This window comes from Streptomyces sp. NPDC040589 (assembly GCF_055594445.1).
The window spans coordinates 200421-223915 of record NZ_JBVIWP010000003.1; the positions used below are offsets into that span (position 1 = coordinate 200421).

General features: G+C 70.2%; 23 protein-coding genes and 2 tRNA genes. 11 read left to right on the forward strand and 14 right to left on the reverse strand.

Going from position 1 to position 23495, the window contains the following annotated elements:
- The first annotated feature begins 91 nt into the window (after nucleotides 1-91).
- The 3 genes from ACZ58V_RS13445 to ACZ58V_RS13455 all read left to right on the forward strand — a co-directional run bounded on the left by ACZ58V_RS13445 (nucleotide 92) and on the right by ACZ58V_RS13455 (nucleotide 2819).
- Nucleotides 92-763 (forward strand): hypothetical protein, encoded by a 672-nt coding sequence (locus tag ACZ58V_RS13445; RefSeq protein ID WP_471290082.1) that lies wholly within the window; start codon nucleotides 92-94, stop codon nucleotides 761-763.
- A gap of 6 nt (nucleotides 764-769) precedes the next feature.
- Nucleotides 770-1453, forward strand: coding sequence for a class F sortase (locus tag ACZ58V_RS13450; RefSeq protein ID WP_468190208.1), 684 nt, complete (start codon nucleotides 770-772; stop codon nucleotides 1451-1453).
- A gap of 328 nt (nucleotides 1454-1781) precedes the next feature.
- The gene (locus ACZ58V_RS13455) at nucleotides 1782-2819 is read left to right on the forward strand and encodes a glycoside hydrolase family 6 protein (RefSeq protein ID WP_468190206.1); all 1038 of its coding nucleotides are present in this window, start codon (nucleotides 1782-1784) and stop codon (nucleotides 2817-2819) included.
- Here the strand turns inward: ACZ58V_RS13455 and ACZ58V_RS13460 are convergent.
- From ACZ58V_RS13460 to ACZ58V_RS13480, 5 genes are all read right to left on the reverse strand, one after another.
- Nucleotides 2816-3454 carry a hypothetical protein gene (locus ACZ58V_RS13460; protein WP_468190204.1) on the reverse strand — a complete coding sequence of 213 codons (639 nt, stop codon included), beginning with the start codon at nucleotides 3452-3454 and terminating at the stop codon, nucleotides 2816-2818. The genes ACZ58V_RS13455 and ACZ58V_RS13460 overlap by 4 nt on opposite strands.
- Nucleotides 3455-3522: 68 nt before the next feature.
- The gene (gene glxA / locus ACZ58V_RS13465) at nucleotides 3523-5463 is read right to left on the reverse strand and encodes a radical copper oxidase GlxA (RefSeq protein WP_471290085.1); all 1941 of its coding nucleotides are present in this window, start codon (nucleotides 5461-5463) and stop codon (nucleotides 3523-3525) included.
- Nucleotides 5460-7460 (reverse strand): glycosyltransferase family 2 protein, encoded by a 2001-nt coding sequence (locus ACZ58V_RS13470; RefSeq protein ID WP_471290086.1) that lies wholly within the window; start codon nucleotides 7458-7460, stop codon nucleotides 5460-5462. The genes glxA and ACZ58V_RS13470 overlap by 4 nt, the downstream gene beginning before the upstream one ends.
- 325 nt (nucleotides 7461-7785) lie before the next feature.
- The gene (locus ACZ58V_RS13475; protein WP_468190198.1) at nucleotides 7786-8499 is read right to left on the reverse strand and encodes a FadR/GntR family transcriptional regulator; all 714 of its coding nucleotides are present in this window, start codon (nucleotides 8497-8499) and stop codon (nucleotides 7786-7788) included.
- Between the two features lie 128 nt (nucleotides 8500-8627).
- Nucleotides 8628-8701, reverse strand: a tRNA-Lys gene (locus tag ACZ58V_RS13480).
- A 202-nt stretch (nucleotides 8702-8903) separates the two neighbouring features.
- Here ACZ58V_RS13480 and ACZ58V_RS13485 point away from each other — a divergent pair.
- From ACZ58V_RS13485 to ACZ58V_RS13505, 5 genes are all read left to right on the forward strand, one after another.
- Nucleotides 8904-10220, forward strand: coding sequence for a peptidoglycan-binding protein (locus ACZ58V_RS13485; RefSeq protein ID WP_471290088.1), 1317 nt, complete (start codon nucleotides 8904-8906; stop codon nucleotides 10218-10220).
- 61 nt (nucleotides 10221-10281) lie between these two features.
- Nucleotides 10282-11403, forward strand: coding sequence for an SPFH domain-containing protein (locus ACZ58V_RS13490; RefSeq protein ID WP_471290089.1), 1122 nt, complete (start codon nucleotides 10282-10284; stop codon nucleotides 11401-11403).
- A gap of 101 nt (nucleotides 11404-11504) precedes the next feature.
- Nucleotides 11505-12110, forward strand: a complete 606-nt coding sequence (locus ACZ58V_RS13495) for a lytic polysaccharide monooxygenase auxiliary activity family 9 protein (protein ID WP_471290091.1) — start codon at nucleotides 11505-11507, stop codon at nucleotides 12108-12110.
- Between the two features lie 107 nt (nucleotides 12111-12217).
- On the forward strand, nucleotides 12218-12682 hold the full coding sequence (locus ACZ58V_RS13500; protein ID WP_468190192.1) for a DUF3592 domain-containing protein: 465 nt from the start codon (nucleotides 12218-12220) through the stop codon (nucleotides 12680-12682).
- A 40-nt stretch (nucleotides 12683-12722) separates the two neighbouring features.
- Nucleotides 12723-14426: a long-chain-fatty-acid--CoA ligase gene (locus tag ACZ58V_RS13505; RefSeq protein WP_471290092.1), complete on the forward strand. Its 1704-nt coding sequence runs from the start codon at nucleotides 12723-12725 to the stop codon at nucleotides 14424-14426.
- Here ACZ58V_RS13505 and ACZ58V_RS13510 read toward each other — a convergent pair.
- The 6 genes from ACZ58V_RS13510 to ehuB form a co-directional block, all read right to left on the reverse strand.
- A tRNA-Lys gene (locus ACZ58V_RS13510) sits at nucleotides 14392-14465 on the reverse strand. The two genes, ACZ58V_RS13505 and ACZ58V_RS13510, sit on opposite strands and share 35 nt — an antisense overlap.
- A 97-nt stretch (nucleotides 14466-14562) precedes the next feature.
- A complete protein-coding gene (locus ACZ58V_RS13515) occupies nucleotides 14563-15321 on the reverse strand; it encodes an IclR family transcriptional regulator (protein WP_468190190.1) in 759 nt (252 codons plus the stop codon).
- Nucleotides 15322-15517: 196 nt separating this feature from the next.
- Entirely contained in the window at nucleotides 15518-16303 is a 786-nt protein-coding gene (gene ehuA / locus ACZ58V_RS13520) for an ectoine/hydroxyectoine ABC transporter ATP-binding protein EhuA (RefSeq protein WP_468190188.1), read from the reverse strand.
- Entirely contained in the window at nucleotides 16293-16943 is a 651-nt protein-coding gene (gene ehuD, locus ACZ58V_RS13525; RefSeq protein ID WP_468190186.1) for an ectoine/hydroxyectoine ABC transporter permease subunit EhuD, read from the reverse strand. The genes ehuA and ehuD overlap by 11 nt, the downstream gene beginning before the upstream one ends.
- Nucleotides 16940-17641: an ectoine/hydroxyectoine ABC transporter permease subunit EhuC gene (gene ehuC / locus ACZ58V_RS13530; protein WP_189723876.1), complete on the reverse strand. Its 702-nt coding sequence runs from the start codon at nucleotides 17639-17641 to the stop codon at nucleotides 16940-16942. Before ehuC ends, ehuD begins: the two co-directional genes overlap by 4 nt.
- Nucleotides 17638-18525 carry an ectoine/hydroxyectoine ABC transporter substrate-binding protein EhuB gene (gene ehuB, locus ACZ58V_RS13535; protein WP_468190184.1) on the reverse strand — a complete coding sequence of 296 codons (888 nt, stop codon included), beginning with the start codon at nucleotides 18523-18525 and terminating at the stop codon, nucleotides 17638-17640. The genes ehuC and ehuB overlap by 4 nt, the downstream gene beginning before the upstream one ends.
- 160 nt (nucleotides 18526-18685) lie before the next feature.
- On the opposite strand from ehuB, the gene ACZ58V_RS13540 reads away from it, so the two are divergent.
- Complete coding sequence (locus tag ACZ58V_RS13540) at nucleotides 18686-19180, forward strand: DUF3830 family protein (RefSeq protein ID WP_471290094.1); 495 nt, start codon at nucleotides 18686-18688, stop codon at nucleotides 19178-19180.
- Here the strand turns inward: ACZ58V_RS13540 and ACZ58V_RS13545 are convergent.
- The gene (locus ACZ58V_RS13545; protein WP_471290095.1) at nucleotides 19161-20570 is read right to left on the reverse strand and encodes an amidase; all 1410 of its coding nucleotides are present in this window, start codon (nucleotides 20568-20570) and stop codon (nucleotides 19161-19163) included. The two genes, ACZ58V_RS13540 and ACZ58V_RS13545, sit on opposite strands and share 20 nt — an antisense overlap.
- Nucleotides 20571-20587: 17 nt before the next feature.
- Nucleotides 20588-21535, reverse strand: a complete 948-nt coding sequence (locus ACZ58V_RS13550; RefSeq protein ID WP_189723872.1) for a D-2-hydroxyacid dehydrogenase — start codon at nucleotides 21533-21535, stop codon at nucleotides 20588-20590.
- Between the two features lie 197 nt (nucleotides 21536-21732).
- On the opposite strand from ACZ58V_RS13550, the gene ACZ58V_RS13555 reads away from it, so the two are divergent.
- Complete coding sequence (locus ACZ58V_RS13555) at nucleotides 21733-22545, forward strand: maleate cis-trans isomerase family protein (RefSeq protein WP_189723871.1); 813 nt, start codon at nucleotides 21733-21735, stop codon at nucleotides 22543-22545.
- Complete coding sequence (locus ACZ58V_RS13560; RefSeq protein WP_189723870.1) at nucleotides 22542-23273, forward strand: maleate cis-trans isomerase family protein; 732 nt, start codon at nucleotides 22542-22544, stop codon at nucleotides 23271-23273. The genes ACZ58V_RS13555 and ACZ58V_RS13560 overlap by 4 nt, the downstream gene beginning before the upstream one ends.
- A 59-nt stretch (nucleotides 23274-23332) precedes the next feature.
- Here the strand turns inward: ACZ58V_RS13560 and ACZ58V_RS13565 are convergent, their stop codons facing one another.
- Nucleotides 23333-23473, reverse strand: a complete 141-nt coding sequence (locus ACZ58V_RS13565) for a hypothetical protein (protein ID WP_468190177.1) — start codon at nucleotides 23471-23473, stop codon at nucleotides 23333-23335.
- Nucleotides 23474-23495: the final 22 nt, after the last annotated feature.

Consider the following 23495-nt stretch of genomic DNA (forward strand, 5'->3'; position numbering starts at 1 on the left):
CCCGTCGCCACCCGTTCGGAGCAGTCGCCGCGTCCCTGAGGATGCGGTGACCCACCGTGCGGGGGAGGCTCCAGGCATCTGGAGGTTCACGATGGGTTCCCTGAGAGTCACTCTCTGCACGAGTGTCCTGGTCGCGGCCGCCCTCACCCCGGCGGCGTTCGCGGCGGACGCGGGGGGTTTCTCGGTGACCCCGGCGACCCCCGCACCCGGCAGTGACGTCGTGCTCCGAGTGACCGGCTGCGCGGCGAGGACGGCCGTCGCCGCCTCGGGGGCGTTCGTCGCGGACGTCCCGCTCACCGTCACCGTCACCGACGGCGAACTCAGCGGCGAGAGCCGCGTCCCCTCCACGCTCAAGGCGGGGACGTACCCCGTGAAGATCACCTGCGGGGGCGCCGAACGGACCGGCACGTTCACCGTCCGGGAGAGGGAAAGTGTGGGCCCGCCCGCGACCGGGGCCGCCGGGCAGCCACCCGCGCCGGGGACGGGCGGACGGCAGCCCCTGCCCGAGGGCGGTGGTCCATCGCCCAGGACCGAGCCCGAGCCCGAAGACGAAGAGTCGTCCGCCTCCCGGCGGCCGGCCGCGCACGCCTCGCCCATCGCCCCCGTCGAAGCGGGCGGTGGCGGCGCCGCCCACCTCGTCGCCGCCGAGGACCGCGGTGCCGGGCCCGGCACCGCGCAGACGGTGACCGGCCTGGTCCTCGCGGGAGTGGCCGCGGTGGCCGTCGCGCTCGGCAGCGTCCGCCGGAAGCGCGGAACGGACTGACCGGCCATGTCCGAACTCGACCTGGACCGGGTGCGCACACGCCCCTCGGGCACCGGCCGCCTGCTGGCCGGCGTTGCCTGGGTGGTGCTGCTCCTCGGACTGTGGCTCTGGGGCCGCGAGGTGACCGACGTACGGCACGGCATCTCCGCGCCCACCACGGGTGACATGGCCGCGGCCGGACGCCCCCCGGACGTGAAACTGCCCCCCGCGCACCGCCCGCTGGGCGACGCGCTGCCGCAGCGCGTCGACATCCCCGGCATCGGCGTCCAGGCACCGGTGGTGGCGCGCGGCCTGGACCGGCGCGGGGCGCTCGATCCGCCGCCGTACGACCAGCCGGGCGTGGTCGGCTGGTACGCGGGCGGGGTCGCGCCCGGGGCGCCGGGGACCGCGCTGCTGGTCGGGCATGTCGACAGCGACACCCGGCCGGCCGTCTTCTTCAAGGTCAGTGCCCTGCGGCCGGGCCAGACGATCCGGGTGATCCGGGCCGACGCCAAGGTCGCCGAGTTCACCGTCGAGTCCGTCCAGGTCCTCACCCGCGACCGCTTCGACGCCCACCAGGCCTACGGTCCCCGCCGGTCGGGCCGGGCCGAACTGCGGCTGGTCACCTGCGGCGGCAGCTTCGACCGTACGACCGGCAGCTATACGGCGAACGTGGTGGTGTCGGCGTACCTCACCGGTACGGGACTGTAGTGAAACGCCACCTGACCCGGCCGACGACCCGCTCCCCCTGAAGTCGACGACCGGGCCGGTCCTCGACCACGCGCGCACGGGCTGCGGGAGTAACCCGGCGAACTGCGCGGGAGGCCACGGGAGCCACGGTGGGTGAAACTCTGGCCGGAGGCCGGGTTGTGCTGAGAAGACTGTAGAACCAAAGAGCCGCCCCGGCCTAGAGGTTGAATACGTCAAGTCCCGATACGGTGGCTCTGCGTCATCCACCCAGGTGGGGTTCGGCCTCGTGGGCGTCGCGGGACGTATGTCAGGATTGAGACTTGGAACGGTGCACCCAAGGGGGAGTTGGATGTACGGCAGCAGGGGGGCCGGGACGACCGCCGGGAGGCGGATGTCCGCAGCGGTGCTGGGGGCGGCACTGCTGATCACGGGGTGTTCCTCCTCCGACGGAGGAGACGGATCGGACGGCGGCGCGGACGCGGGCGCCGGGATCACCCAACAGCCCAAGGAAAAGGCCCCCTTCTGGGTCAACCCGGACGGCACCGCGGCACAGCAGCTCGCCGCCCTGGTGAAGTCCGGCAAGAAGCAGGACGCCGAGCAGATCCGTAAGATCGCCGAGCAGCCGGTCGCCGAGTGGATCGGCCCGGACAATCCACAGGAGCAGACCCAGGGCTTCACCGAGGCCGCCGACAAGGCCGGCCGTACGGCCCTGCTCGTGCTCTACAACATCCCGCACCGCGACTGCGGCCAGTACTCACAGGGCGGCGCCGCCGACGGCAACGCCTACCGTGACTGGCTCGACGGCGTGGCGGCGGGCATCGGCGACCGGTCGGCCACGGTCATACTGGAACCGGACGCCCTGCTGCACCTCGTCGACGGCTGCACGCCGGAGCAGTTCCACGAGGAGCGCTACGACCTCCTCAAGGGTGCCGTCGCCAAGCTGAAGTCGCTGAAGAACACGAAGGTGTACCTGGACGCGGGCAACGCCGGCTGGGGGCACCCCGACCAGATCTTCGATCCCCTGAACCGGGCCGGTATCGAACAGGCCGACGGCTTCTCCGTCAACGTCTCCAACTTCTACGCCACCGACAAGTCCATCGCCTACGGCAAGCAGCTCTCCGCCAAGGTCGGGGGCAAGCACTTCGTCATCGACACCAGCCGCAACGGCAAGGGCCCCTACACCCAGGGCAACCCGGACGAGCGCTGGTGCAACCCGCCGGGCCGCGCGCTGGGCGAGACGCCCACGACCAAGACGGCCGACCCGCTGGTCGACGCCTACCTATGGGTCAAGCGCCCCGGCGAGTCGGACGGCGAGTGCAAGGGCGGCCCGAAGGCGGGCCAGTGGTGGTCGGACTACGCACTGAAGCTGACCAAGGCCAGCTCCTAGAGGCCCGGGCAGACGTCTTCGACCTGGCCGGGGTTGACGGCCAGGTCCTTCTCGTCCTCGGTCAGCTCCCGCTGTGCGAGGGAGCAGAGCCGGTCCATCCAGCGTTCGGGGGCGAGGGGGATGGTCGAGGTGCGTGAACCGTCGACGATCGTGAGCGACGTGCCGTCGGTGCTCGGTGAGAGGACCGAGCCGTAGCCCACGTAGTAGCGGTAGGTGTCCTGACGGTCCGCCACGTCCCAGACGACCTGTTCGCCGGCGGCGGTGGTGGTGTGGAGCAGGCGGTCGCCGAGGAAGCGGCCGAGGTAGTGGACGCCGCTGTAGGTGAGGTCGGGGAGTTTCCGCTTCTTCTCGACGTCCCACAGATCCACTGGGTGTGGTGACGTTCCTGCGGGGAGCCGGGCGCAGCGCGTTCGCATGGTGCCGGCCGCCTCGTTGGCGAGCTGGGCACGCTCCTGGACGGGAGGCCGGTAGATCTCGCCGTCCGGCCTTCCGGTGTCGAGATTCCAGCGTGGGACGTACGACAGCCCCGAGATCACGGCGTGGTCGTTGTCGGAGAAGCTCAGGTTGATCCAGGACGGGGTGAGCCCCGTTTCGGGGTCCGGGCCGGAGGCCAGGTCAAGGACGCTTCCCGTCACCCGGACAGGCCACCGGACATGCGAAGGGGGCGCCCTCCGCACAAGAGAGCGCCCCGATCAGCCGGGAACTACGGCACCTTGACCCACTGGGCCTTGCTCGGCGTCCCCTTGTCGTCCGTCACGAACAGCATGTACCAGCCCGCCTGGACCAGGTTCCGGTTCTTCGGAACGGTCACGGTCAGCTTGTCGCCGGACGCCTTGAAGTCCAGGGCGATCGACCGCTGGTCGACGTCCGTGACGTGCGTGGCGGCGCTCGGCCGGATCAGCCGGACCTTCTTGACCTTGGACGCGCTCGACGAGGTGAATGTCCCCGTCCCGCCGCGCTCGATGGTCTGCGGCCCGCCGGACAGCGAGGGCCGCTCCCCGTCGCCGTAGAGGTACGGCGGCGTGTAGATCTCGATGCGCTGCTCGAACTTGCCCGGCTTGGTGTTGGCCTTGTCGCCGTACAGCGAGTCCGAGCCGAAGAACATCAGGCGGCCGTCGGGCAGCAGGATCGACCCGGAGTGGTAGTTGCGGCCCACCAGCGGGTCGGCGACCCGCTTGAGCTCGTTCTTCTCCGTGTCGTAGAGGTGCGCCTGGAAGATGTTGGAGTCGCCGCGACCCCGGTAGTCCTCCGAGCCGCCGGAGATCAGCACGTTGTCGTCGGGCAGGATCGAGGCGTTCGGGTAGCGGGTGCCCTTCTCCAGGGACGGGCCGTCCTCGAAGCTCGGGTCCGCGTCCTTCAGGTCGACGATCCGGGTCTTCTCGCTGGACTCCTCGGACTCGCCGACGCCACCGCCGCCGACCACCATGTACTTCTCGTCCTGCGCGGGCGGCAGCAGCACCGTGCCGGACGTCTCCATGAGCTTGGGGTCGCTCAGCCCCGGGATCTTCGTGAACTTGTTGGTGTCCACGTCCCAGACGCCCGGCTCACGGCCCACGTCGTCCGGCCCGTAGCCCGCGTTCGAACCCGAGTAGAAGACCTTGCCGTTCTGCATGAGGAACAGCGCCGGGTAGGTCGGGAACTGCCGGACCTTGCCCGTGTAGGTCCACTTCTTGGTCTTCGGGTCGAAGACCTCGTTCTTGCCCGGCACGAGCTGCCCGATGTCGTCGAGGCCGGAGACGCTGAGGATCTTCCCGTCGCTCAAGGTGGTGAGCGTCGGGTACCAGCGGGCCTCCTTCATCGGGTCGACCTTGATGTACTTCTCGGCCACGGGATCGAACTCGAAGGCGTCCCGGATGCCCTGGAAGTCCTTCTTGTCGAGGGCGAGCTTCTGGGCGATGCCGTAGGTGTTCTTGGCGTCGGCGCCGCTCAGGCCGTGCACCTTGTAGTTGTCCTGCGTGCCCGTCTCGTACTTCTGCCCGCGCTTCTGCGCCTCGACGTAGATACGGCCGAGACCGGGGTCGTTGCGCAGGAACTTGCCGGTCGCCTTGTCGAAGACCTTCTTCGCGCGCGGCACGAGCACCGGGTCCTTCGAGACGAAGGTCTTGCCGTTCTCCTTGCCCGTGAACCTGGTGCCTGCGGGCAGGGTGATCGGCTCGTCCGGGTTCTCGTTGTGGACGATCATCAGGCCGCCGGCCTTGGTGACGTCACCCTCGAGCTTCTCGTACCGCTTCGTGCCGCCCGCGATCAGCAGATTGCCGTTGGCGAGCTGGGTGTGGCCGGTGCAGAACAGGTCGGCGGGTGTGGGGACCTTCTTGATGGTGCCCTTGACCGGGTCCCAGATCCGGGTGTCGAACTTCTTCGCGTCGAAGTTGTCCTGGTTGTTTCCCGACCCCGCGACGAGCAGCACCTTGCCGGTGCGCAGCAGCGCCGCGTGGATGGTGTTCTGCCGGTATTCCTCGGGGAAATCGATGATCTCCCACTTGCCGTTCGCGGCCTTGTACTCCGGCTTGTTGATTGTGTACTGGTGGTATTGCTCGGTTCCGAAGCGGTAGAGCCACGGCCCGTTCATCCCGGCCAGCGCGAGTACCACCGCCGTGCCGATCGCGAGTCGACGGGCCCGGCGGCGGCCTGCACGGTCGTTCATTCCTTACGTCCCCCAAGTCCACCAAGGGCGATCTGCATGGTCTGGTCGGATCCCCCGACCTCCCCGTTACCGCCGGGAGCGGCGGCCCAACTGGGCTTGTGGTGCGGGGCGTGGGCGGCGGGCTGCTGCGGAATCGGCAGCGGCTGCGTCCGGTGCGGCCCCGTGGAGTCCTGCGGCTGTTCCACGGCGGGTTCGGCGGGCTTCTTCGCGTCCTGCCGCAGTTGCCAGCGCCAGGCGAAGACCGGCGAGGCGGTGATCAGCAGCGCGAACGTCGCCCAGATGATCATCGCGGGGTGGGCGTGGCCGAAGACGAAGCCGGCGGCGATCGACGCACCGAAGATCGCGACGAAGTACCAGTGGTAGCGGAACGTCCCGAACCAGCGGTCGGGGCTCGCGGAGTCGCCCTTGGGCGTGACGACGAACTTGCTCTTGCGCCGCAGCACGGAGTCGATCAGCGCCTTCGCGTACAGCGGCGCCGACAGCGCGGACATCACCATGCCGGCCACACCGCCGGAGCCCTCCGGCTCGTGCGGCGAGACGTTGTGCCGGCGGTTCCAGACGTACAGGCCGATCTGCAGGGCGGAGGCGTTGCCGTAGAGCATCAGCCAGACCGCCGGGTCGATGTTCACACCCGAGGCGCCCAGGCCCAGGAACAGCGCGCAGCTCAGCGCCGCGAGGATCCAGTTGAGGGCCGACATCGGGTAGAAGATGATCATCATCGTGTAGTTGAAGAGCTTGCTCGGCGGCAGCGAGTACCAGCCCTTCCAGTACTGCCCGATGATCGTCTCGTACGTCCCTCGCGACCAGCGCATCTGCTGGGTGAAGAAGTCCGTCCAGGCGCTGGGGCCCTCACCGACCGCGAGCACGTCCGGCGTGTACACCGAGCGCCACTTCTTCCCCGTCGCCGGGTTCTTGTGGCGGTGCATCTCGAAGCCGGTCGCCATGTCCTCGGTGATCGAGTCGTACAGGCCGCCGATCTGCTTGAGCGCCTTGATGCGCACGGCGTTGGACGTGCCGACGAACATCGGGGAGCCGTAGCGGTTGCCGGCGCGCTGGATCAGCGCGTGGAAGAGGAACTGCTGCGACTCGGCGGCCTTGGTGATGGGGTTGTCGTAGTTGCCGTAGACCTGCGGGCCGATGACGAAGCCGACGTCCGGGTCCCGGAAGAAGCCGAGCATCCGCTCCAGGTAGTTGGGCAGCGGCACGTGGTCGGTGTCGACCGAGGCGAAGAAGTCGTAGTCGTCGCCGTGCGCCTCGAGCCATGCGTTGTAGTTGCCGTGCTTGGTCTTGGCGCGGTGCGGGCCCTTGGCCTGGTTCCACTTCGCGACGCCCTTGCGGGAGAAGTGGTGCACACCGAGGCGCTGGCAGACGGCCTTCACGTCGGGGTCGTCGCCCTCGTCGAGCAGCCAGACGTGCATCAGGCCCCGGTGGCGGATCTTCACCGCGGCCTCCAGGGTCTTCGTCACCATGTCCAGCGGTTCCTTGCCGGGCACGAAGGAGGTGAGGAAGGCCACGCGGGTGCCGGTCTCGGGCACCACCGGGATCGGGTCGCGGGCGACGAGCGTGGCGTGCGCGTTCGACAGCACGTTCATGCAGCGGAAGAACTCGATCAGGCCGATCGAGACCAGCATGACCATGTCGAGCGCGGGCAGCCAGTCGAAGGCCGGGTAGTCGCGCTCGGTCCAGTGCTCGGGCTGGAGCAGCCAGAACAGCAGTACCAGGGACAGCACCGGGGCCGCGGCCAGCATCAGGGCGACCCTGATGCGGTGCGGCTCCTGCGAGATGAGCGAGCGGTACTGCACCTTGTACGGCTTGTTCGGATCGGGCTGGGTGAGGGGACCCGCGAGCCGGCTGTAGTGCTCGTAGTCGTATCTCGGCAGATTTTTCTTGATCCGCCGGAATGTCCCCGTGGTGCTCATCCGGTGCCCCGGCACCCTGAGCTGAGTGGTCTGGGACGGGTCGTGGTCCTGCCGGGCACCCGTGGGCCTCGACGTCATGAGTCATCCCCCCACACGCGGAAAACCGCGTGTTTCGTCGCTTCTTGCCATCTGCGCCAGGTCCCCCTCGACCTTCACAGACGTATCAGTGGTGGATCGCTGTCACCACGTCATCCACACCCTATAGACACGGCAACGCGACCTTCCGGTTGCATGATGCCCCCCTCGGCATCGCTCCATGAACGGGGCCCCTACTCCCGCCCTGTCGGCAACCGGTTCTTCTGCCCCCCAACTGCCGCGAATCCGCAGCATCTTGAAAAACCAGATAACCAGGGTTCTACGGCGTTCATCATGATCGCAAGATGCGAAACACGGTGTTTACCGGTCATACGCGTTCATTGTGACGGGTGTGGGGACTCTGTGGAGCCGTTGTGGACAGACGGGCGCGGATGTTGCCGAAGTGCTCTCTTATGGCCTCCTCCGCCCGCATCGAGTCACCGGACCGGACCGCGTCGAGGATCTCCCGGTGCTGCCGGCAGGTGACCTTCGGGTCCTGCGGCTCGCCCCCGAGGTCCGTGCGGACCCGGTGGAAGGCGTCCCAGAACGCCTCCAGGACCTCGCACAGCAGCACGTTGTCCAGCCCCCGGTAGAGGGTGGCGTGGAAGGCCCGGTCGGTCTCGGCGAGGCCGGCTCCGCGCGCGGCCTCCTCATCCATACGGTTCACGAGCGCGTCCAGTTCAACGAGGTCCGCGTCCGGTATCCGCCCCGCGAGCCGCGAGACGAGCCCCGTCTCCACGGCCTCCCGCAGTTCGAGCAGCTGGAGCAGGGAGTCCTCGCCCCGGTAGTGCCCGGCGACCGTGCGGAAGGCGAGGCCCTCGATCATCGGCGCGAGTGACATCGGGCCGACGTAGGTCCCGAACCCGTGCCGGATCTCGACGATCCCCATCGCCTGGAGCGCCTTCAGTGCCTCACGCACCGAGTTCCGGCTCGCGCCGAGGTACTCCATCAGCTCGGGCTCGGTCGGCAGCGGGGCCCCGGAGGCCAGCCGGCGGTCGATGATGAGCTTCTTGATCCGCTCTTGTAGGTCACGCGCTGCCATGGCGAGAGGGTATCCGGCCAATCGCACGGTGCACCGGGTTCCGGCCAGGCGGGGAGGGGCCTCGGGGAGAGAAGGGTCCAGTGGGACACAGATAAGCCCCCCGCTTCCGCGAGGGGCTATCCAGTCGGTGCGCCGCCAGGGACTCGAACCCCGGACCCGCTGATTAAGAGTCAGCTGCTCTAACCAACTGAGCTAGCGGCGCGCGCTGACGTCGTAACTCTACAGGACACCCGGAGGTGCTCCGGACCATCGGGCCGGGCCCGGGACGGGCACGGCGAGGGCGGCCGGTTACATCATTCGGACCGTCAGCATGCGAGTGCGGAAGACAGTTGAGAAACTGACGGCGCGCGCCCGGGCCTGCACCGGCGCCGCCATATTTCCGACGGAACTGTGAGGGGAATCGCATGAAGTCGCCGGAATTCGAGGAATTCGACCCCGGGGGCGACTGCGACTGCCCCGGCTGCGTCCACTGGCGCCGCGTCCTGCCGCGTTCCCCGGCCGGCCGCACCACCACCCATCCGGCCGCGCACCGGGCTCTCGCCTTGGCCGCCGTGGCCGCCGCCACCCTCGGAGCGGGCCACGCCGTACCGGCCGCCGCCGCCCCGCAGGCACCCCACCGATCGGGTGTTCTCGCAGATGAAGATCCCGAAACCCCCCAGGGTGACACGGCCCCCCTGCACGGTGCCGACGGCCGTGAGGGCAAGCCCTCCGACGCCCTGGAGCCCGCCGCCATCACCCGTACGGACATCATCGACCGGGCCAAGACCTGGGTCGCCGCGAAAGTGCCGTACAACATGAACGCGTACTGGTCCGACGGTTACCGGCAGGACTGCTCGGGCTATGTCTCGATGGCCTGGCAGCTCCCCGGAAACGAATGGACGGGCAGCCTCGCCCAATTCGGTGAAAGGATTTCCAAGGAGGAACTCCAGCCGGGCGACATTCTGCTGTTCCACAATCCGGCCAACCCGGAGAGCGGCTCGCACGTCGTCATTTTCGGCGGCTGGACGAACGCCAAGCACACCTCCTACACGGCCTACGAGCAGACCCGCCCGCACACCCGCCGGCAGACCACCCCGTACGCCTACTCGAGCGACTCCGACCGGTACGTCCCCTACCGCTACAAGGGACTCACGGCGCAGGAGGAGCCGGCCCCGGGAAAGGACAGGGGGCTGCCGGGCGCACCGGCCGCCACGCCGTACCCGGGAGCGACGTATTTCGGCCCCGGCGCGGACAACAAGTACGTCACGCGGCTCGGCCGCATGCTCGTCGCGCGCGGGGCCGGCGCCTCGTTCCCCTCGGACCCGGGCCCGCGCTGGACGGACGCGCACCGGCGGGCGACCCGGGCCTTCCAGCTGGCCCAGGGCTGGAAGGGCCCGGACGCCGACGGGCTGCCCGGCCCGCGCACCTGGGAGCTGCTGGTCGCGGGCAAGGGCAAGGACGTCACAGCGGCGGAGGCCGGGCCGCCGCCCTCCTCCCACGGTGTCCCCGGCTACCCGGGACGGGCGATGTTCCGGCCCGGTGCGAGCAACCCGTACGTCACCAAGCTGGGGAAGCGACTGGTGCGGAAGGGGTTCGGCAGGTTCTACCCGCAGCGGCCGGGGCCGCGCTGGGGCGAGTCGGACCGGCGGGCCGTCGAGGCCTTCCAGCGCTCCCAGGGCTGGCGGGGCGGAGCGGCGGACGGCTTCCCGGGGCCGGAGACCTGGCGGCGGCTGTTCTCGTAGCACTCCCGGCACCGGGGGCCCACCCGTTGTGACGCATCTGGCGCGGAGGCTGGAGGCACGCATGACCACGACCACTTCCCACACGTCCGAGCCCGACGGACCGGCCGAGGGGCCGGCCAGGGCCGCCCGGCTCATCCAGAACGAGTCGACCACCGAGATCCCCGTCCATCTGTTGTTCCGCGACGACCCCGACCCGGTGTCGGTACCGCTGAAGACGGCGGTCGTCGGCCGTCGGCAGGGCACGGGCGAGCAGCCACGCCTCAGGCGCACGGCCGCCCTGACGCCGCCTCCGGTGCCGCAGGTCGACCCGGACCTGGTGGAGCGGCCCGCGCGGGTGCTGCCCGGCGCGGCGGGTGTGCTGGCCGGAGCGTGCGGGGCGGCCGGGTGCGTGGCCACCTCCTGGTGGGCCGGGGTGCTGCCGCCGCTCGCGCTGGAGGCGCTGCGGCTGCCCGCCCATGCCGGGGCCGGGCCCGGCCCCGCGCAGTGGGCGGCGTACGCGGGAGCCGGGGCGCTCGCGCTGTTCGGGTTCGGCGGGCTGGCCCGGGGCCGGACCGGGCGGGCCTGGGTGCTGGATCTGTTCGGCCGCTACCGGGGGACCGTCCGGCGCTCCGGCCTGCTGTGGGTCAACCCGCTGCTGCTGCGCCGCCGGGTGGACGTACGGCTGCGGCACTGGCGCAGCGAGCCGGTGCCCGCGACCGACGCGCACGGGGTCGCGCTGCGGGTGGTCGTCCTGGTGGTGTGGCGGGTGCTGGACACCGCGCGGGCCACGCTGGCCGTCGAGGACCACGAGTCGTACCTGCGTGAGTGCGTCGAGGCGGCGCTGGCCCGGGTGCCGGTGGTGATGCCGGGCGGCCCGCGGGGAGCCGGGGACGCGGCGGCCGAGGTGCTGACCCGGCTGGTGACCGCTGAGGCGGCCCCGGTCGGCCTGGAGGTGTTCTCGGTGCAGCCGCTCAGGGCGGAGTACGACCCCGAGGTCGCCGCCGCGCTGCACCGCCGCCGGATCGCGGCGCTGGACGCCCAGCACCGGGCGAGCGTGCTCACCTCGGTCGTGGACTCGGTGGAGGACACGGTGACCCGGCTGACCATGCGGGGGCTGGTCGAACTCGACGACCACGAGCGGAAGGTGCTGGTGAAGGACCTGACGGTGGCGTTCTGCGCGGGGCGCGGGGAAACGGCCCCGTGATTGGTATGGACATGTTCAACTAACGCCCCTACATTCACACTTGGTCTAGACCTACCTGCACGGCTCACTGAACATCCCCCACGTTCTCCAGGAGCGGCAGCATGCGTACAAGGACCAAGTTGTCCGCAGCCGCGGTGGGACTGGCCACGACCGGAGCCCTCGTACTCTCCTCCGGCGGCGCCAGCGGCCACGGCTACACCGACCTCCCCATCAGCAGGCAGAAGCTCTGCCAGAACGGCACCGTGACCAACTGCGGATCCATCCAGTGGGAGCCGCAGAGCGTCGAGGGCCCCAAGGGCTTCCCGGCGTCCGGTCCGGCCGACGGGCAGATCTGCAACGCCGGCCTCGGCCACTTCGGCCAGCTCAGCGCACCGCGGACGCCGTCCGGCGGCGCCTGGCCCGCCACGAAGGTGACGGGTGGCCAGAACTACACGTTCCGCTGGCAGTTCACGGCCATGCACGCCACGACCGACTTCCGGTACTACGTCACCAAGCCGGGCTGGAACCAGAACCACAACCTGGCCCGGTCCGACCTCAACCTCACGCCGTTCTTCACGGTCCCGTACAACGGCCAGCGGCCGCCGCAGACGCTCTCCCACAGCGGCAGGCTGCCGTCCGGGCTGAGCGGCCGTCACGTCGTCGTCGCCGTATGGACGATCGCGGACACGGCCAACGCGTTCTACGCGTGCTCGGACGTCACGTTCTGAGCCGTCAGAACCTCTGAGGTTCCCTTGAGTCACCGCCGCGGCCGGCGTGGGTAGGTTCCTCCCACGCCGGCCGATCGAAGGCCGGCGTGGGGCCTTCGGGGGAGCTCATGGAAGTCTTGTTCTACATCGTGCCCACGCTCGTGATCGCGGTGGTTTCCTGCGTCGCGGTCGTGGTGATCCGCCGCTCCGTGCGGGTCAGCCGCGCCTGGAACAGCGGCCTGACCGCCGAGGCGCGCTGTCTGCGGACGTACGCGACGACGAGTGGTGGCGGCGACAGCTCGGTGCGCACGACTCTGCACCACGTCTACGAGTTCACCACGCGCGACGGTCGCGGCGTCCGGTTCGAGGAGCCGGGCGGGCCGGGGACGACCCTCGAGGGCGACATCGTCACCGTGCACTACCCGGCCGACCGCCCGGAGCACGCCACGGCCAGGCCCCCGGCGCGGGGGAGGCTGGCGGTGGGCACGGGGTGCCTGCTCGCCTTCCTCGGCACCTTCATCCTCTTCGCTCTCGGCTTCATGGCCGTGACGTACGCGATGTTCTCCGCCGTGGGCGAGTCGCCGCTGCCCTAGCGCTCCACATCTGACGGTACGTCAGCTACGGTGCGCCTTCATGGGAGCCACTAAGGGGCGCACGGTCGCGGAGCTCGTGGCGGCGCGGTGGGGTGACCACCGGCCGGGGCTGTGGTTCGAGGGCGGGGTGCTCACGCGGCACGAGGTGGCGACCGGGGCCGCCGTCCGGGCGGCGCTCCTCGCCGACCTGCTGCCACCCGGCGCCGAACCGCACATCGGTGTGCTGCTCGACAACACCCCCGAGTACCTGATGTGGCTGAGCGCGGCCGCTCTCGCGGGAGCCGCCGTCGCCGGGATCAACCCCACCCGCCGGGGGCCCGAACTCGCCCGGGACATCCTGCACACCGAGTGCCGGGTGCTGATCACCGAACGGGCCCGTCTGCACCTGCTCGACGGTCTCGAACTGCCCGGCGTACGCCTGCTGCTGACCGGCTCGGAGGAGTACGACGCCCTGCTCGCCCCGTACGCCGGCGCCCGGCCCGACCCCTCCCGCGCCGCCCCGCACGACCGGCTCCTGCTCTACTTCACCTCCGGCTCGACCGGCGCGCCCAAGGCCGCCCTCTGCTCCCAGGGCCGCCTGGCAGCCGCCGGCCGCTCCCTGGCCGGGCAGTTCTCCCTGGGCCCGGACGACGTCCACTACATCTGCATGCCGCTGTTCCACGGCAACGCGGTGATCGCCGACTGGGCGCCTGCGCTGGTCACCGGGGCGGCCGTGGCGCTGCGCCGCCGCTTCTCGGCGTCCCGTTTCCTGCCGGACGTACGCCGCTACGGGGCGACCTACTTCACCTACGTCGGCCGGGCGATCCAGTACGTCCTGGCCACCGCACCCCACCCCGGGGACCGCGACAACCCCCTGCGTCTGGGCTTCGGCACGGAGGCGGGCGCGGTGGACGCGGCGGCCTTCGAGCGGCGGTTCGGGGTGCGGCTGGTCGAGGGGTACGGCTCGTCGGAGGGCGGGGCGGCCGTGCAGTGGTCGCCGGGCACGCCGGTCGGAGCGGTCGGGCGGGCGACGCCCGGGCTGGTGGTCCTGGACCCGGAGACGGGCCGGGAGTGTCCACCGGCCCGCTTCGACGCTGCGGGCCGGCTGCTCAACGGGGACGAGGCGATCGGCGAACTGGTCAACCAGGGACCCAGCTCCTTCGAGGGCTACTGGCGCAACCCGGCGGCCGAGGCGGAGCGCCGCAAGCGGGGGTCCCCCCGCTCGAGCGAAGCCGGGAGCGGGGGAGGCTGGTACTGGACGGGCGATCTCTTCTGCCGTGACCCCGACGGCTACCTCCACTTCGCCGGCCGCACCGACGACCGCCTCCGCGTCGACGGCGAGAACCTGGCCGCCGCGATGATCGAGAACATCCTCGCCCGCTACGACGGGGCCGAGGCGGTCTGCGTGTACGCGGTACCGGACCCGGTGACCGGCGACCAGGTCATGGCGACCATCGCCGGCACCTTCGACCCGCTGTCCTTCGCGGAGTTCCTGCTCGCCCAGCCGGACCTGGGGACGAAGATGGCCCCTCGTTTCGTCCGGGTGACGGACCGCATGCCGGTCACGGCCACGAACAAGATCCACCGGGCGGCGTTACGCGGGGAGGGCTTCCGGTGTGAAGATCCGGTGTGGTGGCGACCGCAGGGGAAGGGCACCTACCGCAGGCTGACCGGGGAGGACCTCGAACACGCCGAAGGGCCTCTCGCTCCCACGAGAGGCCCTTCACCGGTGCGCCGCCAGGGACTCGAACCCCGGACCCGCTGATTAAGAGTCAGCTGCTCTAACCAACTGAGCTAGCGGCGCATGACTCACACCGCCGACCGGTGGAACCACGTTCCTCGGTGGGCGACGGGAAAATACTACCCGGTCTCCAGGGGTGCTTCTGACCACCTCGCGGCGGCTAGATCGCCATGGACAGCAGGACCGGGGCCGCGTTGCGGTTGAGGGCGTCCGCGGCCTGGCGGAGGCGGTGGGCGTGCTCGACCGGGAGGGACAGGGCCAGGCAGCCGACGGAGGAGCCGGCCGTGATGGGGACGGCCGCGCAGACCGTACCGACCGCGTACTCCTGGAGGTCCAGGACGGGCACGGTGGCCGGCTGGGCCTCCAGCCTGGAGAGCAGCAGGCGGTCGCTGGTGATGGTGCGCGAGGTGAGGCGGGCCATCTTGTGCCGGGCGAGGTGGTCGCGGCGGCCGGCGTGGTCGAGCTGGGTGAGCAGGCTCTTGCCGATGGCGGTGGCGTGGGCCGAGGAGCGGAAGTCGACCCACTCGTTGACCTTGGGCGTGGCCGGGCTGTCGGCGTACTGGGTGATGCTGATCTCGCCGTCGACGTAGCGGCTCATGTAGACGGCGGCGCCGACCGAGTCGCGCAGCCGGTCGAGGGTGTGCTGGAGCTTGTCGCGCAGGGCCTGCTCGCGATGGTGGGCGGAGCCGAGGCGCGTCAGGGCCTCGCCCGTGACGTACGCGCCGTCGGCGATCTGCTCGACGTAGCCCTCGCGGCGCAGCATGCGCAGCAGCGGGGTGAGCCGCTCGGGTCCGATGCCGGTACGCCGGGCGAGCTCGGTGTCGGTGACGCCGGAGCTGTTTCGCGCCACCGTCTCCAGGACGCGCAGGGCTTCCTGGGCCGAGTGGTACGGGGTGGTCGGCTCGTTCCTCAGCGCCACGGTGGTCTCCCCCTGCGCTTGCTGTTGGGCCGTAATCCGGACAGCGAATCGTCTCCACGATAACCGGCAAAGGGGTTGCGGAGAGCGGGGGTTGACAAGATTTCGGGCCCCCGGGCCGGGGCATTGACCCTCTGGCATATGCCAGGAGCATGCCCCGATCCGAGGGCCCGACGTCGGTCCTGTTCGCGGGCCGTGGTCACAGCACCGCGCTGAGGAACTCCCTCGTCCGGTCCAGCTCCGGGTCGCTGAAGATCTTCTCCGGCGGGCCCGACTCGATGACCCGGCCCGAGTCGAACATCAGTACCTGGTCGGAGATGTCCCGGGCGAAGTTCATCTCGTGGGTCACACAGAGCATGGTGATGTCCGTGCTGCGGGCGATGTCCCGCAGCAGGTCCAGCACGCCCGCGACCAGCTCCGGGTCGAGCGCGGAGGTCACCTCGTCCAGCAGCAGCACCTTGGGCTGCATCGCCAGTGCCCGGGCGATCGCCACGCGCTGCTGCTGACCGCCGGAGAGCTGAGAGGGGTGGGCGTCGCACCGGTCGGCCAGGCCCACCAGGTCCAGCAGGCCCTTGGCGCGCTCCACCGCCTCGTCCTTCGACATGCCGAGGACGGTGACCGGCGCCTCGGTGAGGTTGCGCAGCACGGTCATGTTAGGGAACAGGTTGAACTGCTGGAACACCATCCCGATCTTCTTGCGGACCTCGCGGACCTCCTTGTCGGAGGCGGGGAACAACTGCTGCCCGTCGACCGTGATCGTGCCCTCGTCGGGCTTGAGCAGGGTCATCAGCAGCCGCAGGATCGTGGTCTTGCCGGAGCCGGACGGCCCGATCAGGGTGACGTGCTTGCCGGCGTCGACCGAGAAGTCCAGGTGGTCCAGGACGGTGTTCTGGCCGAACCGCTTGGTGACCTGTTCCAGCCGGATCAGCTCGCCGGTGCTCTTGGCGGGGTTCTTCTCGGGATTGGGGAGAGTGTCAGTGGGCAAGGCGTCGCTCCAGGGCTCGCAGGGCAAGGGAGGCCAGGTAGGAAATGACGATGAAGGCCGCGCCGATCACCGTGAGCGGCTCGGTGAACTGGAAGTGCTCCTGAGAGAACAGGCGCGCGTGGCCGAGCATCTCCAGGACGGTGATCGCCATCAGCATCGGCGTGTCCTTGAGCATCGCGATGACGTAGTTGCCGAGCGCGGGCACCACGCGGCGCACCGCCTGCGGCAGGATCACCGCGGTCCACGTCCGCCGCAGCGGCAGGTTCAGCGCCGTCGCCGCCTCCCACTGGCCGACCGGCACGGCCTCGATACCGGCCCGGTAGACCTGCATCGTGTACGTCGAGTAGTGCAGCCCGATCGCGAAGACGCCGGTGGCCAGCGCCGAGAAGGTCAGGCCCCACTCGGGCAGGACGTAGAAGAGGAAGAACAGCTGCACCAGCAGCGGGGTGTTGCGGACGAATTCCGTGACCGCCCCGACCGGCCAGGTCACCCAGCGCGAGGGCACCCGCATCAGCAGCGCCCACACCAGGCCCAGCGCGAACGAGATCAGCGAGCCGAACACCAGGATCTGGAGGGTGACCAGCAGGCCCTTCCAGAAGTCCGGCATGAAGTCGGAGACCGCGCTCCAGTCCCAGGTCATCGGACCCCCTCCACCACGACCGGCTCAGGCGCCCGGGTCTTGCTGTCGGGCTTCTTCCCGACACCGGCCTTGAGCTTCTTCTCCAGACCGCGCATGACCCGCGTGAGCAGGAAGGCGATCACGAAGTAGATGACCAGGATGTACGTGTAGATCTCCGCGCTCTCCTGCAGCGCGAGGCGCACCAGGTTCGCGCTGAACGTCAGGTCGCCCATGCCCGTGATCGACACCAGTGCGGTGCCCTTGAGCAGCTCGATCAGCAGATTCGAGAACGGCGGGATCATCTCCGGCACCGCCTGCGGCAGCAGGATCAGGCGCAGTCGCTGCCAGGGCGTGAAGGAGAGCGCGATGCCGCCCTCCTGCTGCGCCGGGTCGACCGAGCTCAGCGCGCCGCGCACGATCTCCGCGCCGTACGCGCCGTAGGTCAGCCCGAGCGCGAGCGTGCCCGCCCACAGCGGCACGAGCTGCCAGCCGAAGGCGACCGGCAGCACGAAGAACACCCAGAAGATCATGACCAGGGCGGAGGTGCCGCGGAACACCTCGGTGTAGAAGCCCGCGAGGAAGCGGACGAACCGCAGCCGGTGGCTGCGCGCGACGCCGACCACGAAGGAGACGGCCGCGCCCAGCAGAGCGCTGAAGAAGAGCAGCTGGACGGTGGTCCACACGCCCTTGAGTACGAGTTCCCAGAGTCCCGAGGTCATCCGCCGCACAGCTCCTTCGCGGTCAGATCCGTCATCTCGGCCTTCGTGAAACCGAAGGGCTGGAGGATACGGAACAGTTCGCCGCTCTTCTTGAGCTTGCGCAGCTCGACGTTGAAGGCGTCCCGCAGGTTCGTCTCGGTCGGCCGGAACGCGAAGGCGCCTCCGTCGACGTGCGGCTTGCCGCCCACGATCGGTGTGAAGGGCTTGGTCGCCTCCGCCTTGGCGGACTTCTTCACCACCTCACGGGCGGTGAGCGCCGTACCGGCGAACACGTCCACGCGCCCCGCCTCGACGGCGTTCAGACCCGCCACCTGGTCCGGGACGATGAGGATGTCGCTCTCCTTGTACCCCGCCTCGACGGCGTACTGGATCTCGGCGTAGCCGGTCCCGGTGGCGAACTTCGCCTTCTTCGCGACGACGTCCTTGTAGCTGTGCAGCCCCTTCGGGTTGCCCTTGCGCACGATGAAGGCGTCGAGCATCTGGTAGTCGGGGTCGGAGAAGATGACCTGCTCGCAGCGCTCGGGGTTGACGTACATCCCGGCCGCGACGACGTCGAACTGCTGGGAGTTCAGGCCCGGGATGAGCGAGCCGAACTCGGTCGGCACGGGCTGCACCCGGTCGACGCCGAGACGCTTGAAGATCACCTTGGCCAGTTCCGGTGCCTCACCGGTCAGCTCGCCGTTCTTGTCGATGAACCCGAACGGGATCTCGCCGGCGATGCCGAGGCGGACGACGCCCGCGGCCCGGAGCCGTCCGAGCAGGTCACCGCCCTCGACGTCCGAGGCGGTGGCGACCCGGCTGCATCCGGCGGCGCCCAGCGCGCCGAGCGCCGCGACCCCCGCGAGCAGCGATCGGCGTGTGGGACCGGACGCAGCCCCGGACATGGTCCGGGTTATGGGTTCCGGAATTCTGAGGGGGCTTCTCTGTGGTGGAGCCATGGGCGCGCGGCTACCCGACCGAACCCGAGTTATGCCGATCTTTTCGAGCCCCGCACTTCGCCGACGCGCTCTTGACCGCGGAGCCGAGGGGCACTCCCATGGAGGCATGGCTGATCGCTTCATCGAACTCTCGCTGGTCAAGCGCGACGTGACCTGCACGGCCAAGCTGCTGGACGATCGCGCGCCGATCACCTGCGCGGCCGTCTGGGATTCCCTTCCGCTGGCCAGTGACGTCTACCACGCAAAGTACGCACGCAACGAGATCTACGCCCTTTTCCCGCCCTTCGCCGAAACCGAGCCACCTCTGGAAAACCCGACAGTCACCCCCATTCCGGGCGATCTGTGTTATTTCACCTTCGCGGGTGCGGAGTTGGGGACCAAGTCCTACGGCTACGACCGCGAGGTCCGCGCCGGGACCACGCTCGTCGACCTGGCCCTGTTCTACGAGCGCAACAACCTGCTGCTGAACGGCGATGTCGGCTGGGTCCCCGGCATCGTCTGGGGCCAGGTCGTCGACGGCCTGCAGAACATGGCCGAGGCGTGCAACGACCTGTGGAGGTCGGGAGCGGCGGGGGAGTCGCTCAGCTTCCGGAGGGCCTAGACCGGCCGGCGGAAGCCACCCCGGCCTCGTACAGCGCGTGGGCCGCCCGCAGCACCAGATCGTCCCGGTGCCGGGCGGCCACGAGCTGCAGCCCGATCGGCAGACCGTCCCCGTCCGCGCCGACCGGCACGCTCGCCGCGGGCTGCTGCGTCATGTTGAACGGGTACGTGAACGGCGTCCAGCCCGTCCAGCGCCGGTGGCCTGATCCCTTCGGTACCTCGGCGCCCGCCTCGAACGCCGTGATCGGCAGGGTCGGGGTGACGAGCAGGTCGTAGGTGTCGTGGAAGTCGCCCATCCGGCGGCCCAGGTCCATCCGGACGTCCACCGCGGCCAGATAGTCCAGCGCCGAGGCACTGGCGCCCTGCGCGCAGATCTCCCTGAGGCCCGGGTCCAGCAACTCCCGCTGGTGCGGTCCCAGATGCTCGGTCACCCGGGCCGCCCCGCTGAACCACAGGGTGTGGAAGGCCTCCACCGGGTCGGTGAGATCCGGGTCGGTCTCCGTGACGTACGCGCCGAGCTCCGCCAGCCGCTCCACCGCGTGCCGCACCGCCGTCGCGACCTCCGGGCGCACCGCCACCTGCCCGCCCAGCGACGGCGAGTACGCCACGCGCAGCCCGCGCACCCCGCCCGTCAGGCCCTCCGTGTACGCACCCGGCGGCGGGGCGAGCGCCGACCAGTCGCGCGAGTCCGGGTGGCCGATCACGTCCATCAGCAGTGCCGAGTCCGCCGCGTCCCGGGTCATCGGCCCGACGTGCGCCAGCGTGCCGAACGCGCTCGCCGGGTAGAGCGGCACCCGCCCGTACGTCGGCTTCAGCGCGAAGATCCCGCAGAACGACGCCGGGATGCGCACACTGCCGCCGCCGTCCGTGCCCAGCGACAGCGGCCCCGCGCCGAGCGCCACGGCCGCCGCGCTGCCGCCGCTCGACCCGCCGGCGGTGCGCGAGGGGTCGTACGGGTTGCGGGTCACGCCGCTGAGCGGCGAGTCCGTCACGCCCTTCCAACCGTACTCGGGGGTCGTCGTCTTGCCGATGAAGACCGCCCCGTGCTCCCGCAGCCGCGCCACGGAAGGGGCGTCCTCGTCCCAGCGCCCCGCCGGATCCACGGCCTTCGAGCCGCGCAGGGTCGGCGCGCCGCGCTGCAGCAGGATGTCCTTCACCGTGACGGGCACCCCGTCCAGCAGCCCCTGCGGCTCACCGCGCCGCCATCGCTCCTCCGACTCCCGGGCCCGGGCCAGCGCGTCATCGGCGGTCAGCCGGACGAAGGCGTTCACCTCCGGCTGGATCGCTTCGGCCCGCTCCAGCGCCGCCCGGGTCGCCTCCACGGGACTCCACTCGCCCTTGCGGTACCCGTCGAGGAGCCGTACGGCGGTCAGGTCGGTGAGCTCGGTCATCCACCCTCCAAGGAACGTCAGTGACCAGGTACGTACCCACGTTGTTTGTCGACCACGTTCTTCAGTGGCTCTCCGCTCGCCCAGAGTTCGTAGAGGTCCACGAACTGGGCGCCGAGTTCGTCCCGCCAGCCGACGATGTCGCCGCTCATGTGCGGGGACACGATCAGGCCCGGGAGCTGCCACAACGGGCTGTCGGGGGTCAGGGGTTCGGCCTCGAAGACATCCAGCGCGGCGCCCGCGATCGTGTGCTTGGCCAGGGCGTCGGCGAGCGCGTCCTCGACGACCAGCTGGCCCCGGCCGATGTTGACGAACCGGGCGGACGGCTGCATCACGCCGAAGCGGCGGGCGTCGAACATGCCGTGCGTCTGCTCGGTGAGCGGCGCCGCCGCGATCACCCAGTCGGCGCGTGCCAGCAGCCGGTCCAGGTCCTCCGGGCCGTGCACGCCGGTGCGCGGGGCGCGGCCCACGAGCGCGGTCGTGATGTCCAGCGCCCCGAGCGTGCGGGCGATCGCCCGGCCGATCGGCCCGGAGCCGACCACGACGGCCCGGCCCCCGGCGACCTTGTGCGACTCGCGGTGCCGCCAGGTCCGCTCCCGCTGCAACTCCAGCGTGCGCGGCAGATCCTTGGCCATCGCCAGCACGAGCGCGGCGACGTACTCGGCGATCGGCTGGTCGAAGATCCCGCGCGCGTTCGTCACCACCGTGTCGGAAGCGGCGAGTTCCGGACACATCAGATGGTCCACACCGGCGCTCGCCGTATGCACCCAGCGTGGCCGCGGACCCTCGCCCGGCCACGCGTCCCGCACGGCGCGTGAGGTGAAGTCCCACACCAGCAAGGCGTCCGCATGCGGCAGACGCTCGGCGAGACCTTCCGCGTCGGTGTGTTCGATCCGGGCGCGGCCGGTGAGTCGGCCGAGGCGGGGCAGGGGTTCGGCGTCCAGGACGAGGAGGGTGGGAGTGGGCATGAGCAGCCGTTTCTCCAGCCGTGCGGCGGGGTCGGCCGGGTTTCGGGTGCCGGCCGGTGACGACGAGTTAACCGGGTGTTGACCAAGGAGTGATCCAGGCGGATTGACCACGCTCGCACCCGAACCTACCGTCGTCAACACGGGCGTTCCCACGATCCGTTGCACACTAGTTGCCCAGCGTGAGGCCGGTGCCTGCCATGGACGTCTCTTTTCTCGGCGGGCCCAGCCCGCAGCGCGGGGTCGGCGTTGTCGCACCCTTCGACTTCGCACTCGACCGCGAGCTGTGGCGCTGGGTGCCGGACGAGGTCTCCCTGCACATGACACGAACACCGTTCGTGCCGGTCGAGGTGAGCCTCGATCTGGCCCGCCTGGTCAGCGAGCACGAGACGCTGAGCGAGGCGGTCCGCACCATCAACGCGATCGCCCCCGAGGTCATCGCCTACGCCTGTACGTCGGGCAGCTTCGTCGGCGGCGTCATGGGCGAGCGCGCGATGTGCGAGGCGATGAGCCGGGCGGGTGCCGTACCGGCGATCACCACCTCGGGCGGGCTGCTGGAGGCCCTGGTGGAGCTGGACGTACGGCGGGTCGCGCTGGTGACGCCGTACACGGTGTCGGTGACCCAGTCGCTGGAGGCCTACGTCGCCCAGGCGGGCGTCACGATCTCCGGGTGTGCCTTCATGGGCCTGACCCGGCACATCTGGAAGGTCCCCTACCGTGAGGTGGTGGACATGGCGCGGGAGGCCGTACGCGGCGACGCCGACGCCCTGTTCATCAGCTGTACCAACCTGCCCACCTACGACGTCATCCCGCAGCTGGAGGCCGAGCTGCGGATCCCGGTGATCTCGGCCAACCAAGTGACGATGTGGGCTGCGCTGCGCCGACTGGGTACCCGTGCGGTGGGACCGTATCAAGCGCTGATCAACCCGGAGGCGCGCGCCGGTCTCGGATCGCCGGGGGCGGACCCCGGCCCTGTAGTGCCGGAAGAAGAGCAGCAGGAAGGCTGGACATGACAGCACTGGGATTTCTCTACCCGGGCCACTCGGCCGAGGACGACTATCCGCGCATCGAGCAGTTGCTGGGCAGCGACATCCGGGTGGACCTGGTGCACACCGATATCGGTGAGGACGCGCACCGGGTCGACGCGCTGCTGGAGATGGGCTCCGCCGGGCGGCTCGCGGCGGGCGTCCAGGAGCTGCGGCACGCGGGCGCGGAGGCCGTCGTGTGGGCCTGCACGAGCGGCAGCTTCGTCTACGGCTGGGACGGCGCCCAGGAGCAGGTCCGCTCCCTGGCGCAGACGGCCGGCATGCCCGCCTCCTCGACGTCCTTCGCCTTCGCGCACGCGGTGAAGGAGCTGGGAGCGCGGCGGGTCGCGATCGGGGCGACGTACCCGGACGACGTGGCGCGGCTCTTCGCCGAGTTCCTGCGCTCGGACGGTGTGGAGGTCGTGTCGGTCAACAGCTCCGGCATCATCACGGCCGCCGAGGTCGGCACCTGGGGCGAGGCCGAACTCCTCGCCCTGGCCCGCAACTCCGACCACCCCGACGCCGAGGCCCTGCTCCTCCCGGACACGGCCCTGCACACGGCCGCGCACATCCCGGCCCTGGAGAAGGAACTCGGCAAGCCGATCCTCACCGCCAACCAGGTCACGGTCTGGGAGTGCCTGCGCCTGGCCGACCGCCGCGTGAACGCGCCGGAGCTGGGGGCGCTGTTCACGAGGGAGCCGATCGTGCAGGCGTGATCGACGAGTGCCGTCCTCGCCGCCCGGGCCGTTGCCCGGGCGGCGAGGACGAGCCCGGCCTATGACCGCTTGCGCCGGACCAGGACAACGACCAGCCAGACACAGACGAGCACGGCGATGGCGATCGCCGCCCAGTCGGGCAGCAGCCCCAGGCCCTTGTAGGCCAGCGTGACGTCGTCGTGAGCCATCGGAACCGACATGGGCTCATGTCCTTTGTTCGGG